Genomic DNA, 246 nt, shown 5'->3' with positions numbered 1-246 from the left:
CCCAGGTGTGGGATTAAGGTTTTGTAGCGGACGTGGTCGTGCTGTCGGGAGCAGCAGGTGTCGCGGCATTCTTTTCACTGGTCTTCTGCTCCAGCGTCTTGAATTCCGGAGCCGCCTTCAGCGTTTCCGCCGTCTCCGTCGTCGTCAGACGGATTGTCCCGTCCTGCGCGTTCCGCGTCATTGTCACCTTGTCCATGGGAACAGCCACATCCTTGGCACCGATGCCGAGGAAGCCGCCGACGCCGA

The 246-nt window shown here is 61.0% G+C and carries 1 pseudogene; it reads right to left on the bottom strand.

From position 1 onward, the window contains the following. Positions 1 to 13: 13 nt before the first annotated feature. A pseudogene (locus SB764_RS43505) lies at positions 14 to 246 on the bottom strand (hypothetical protein); the annotation flags it as partial.

It is taken from the genome of Paraburkholderia sp. SIMBA_027, assembly GCF_046535315.1.
Lineage (GTDB): Bacteria > Pseudomonadota > Gammaproteobacteria > Burkholderiales > Burkholderiaceae > Paraburkholderia > Paraburkholderia tropica.
Note: the sequence above shows the minus strand (reverse complement) of the source record. Positions and strands in the feature narration are given on the sequence as shown.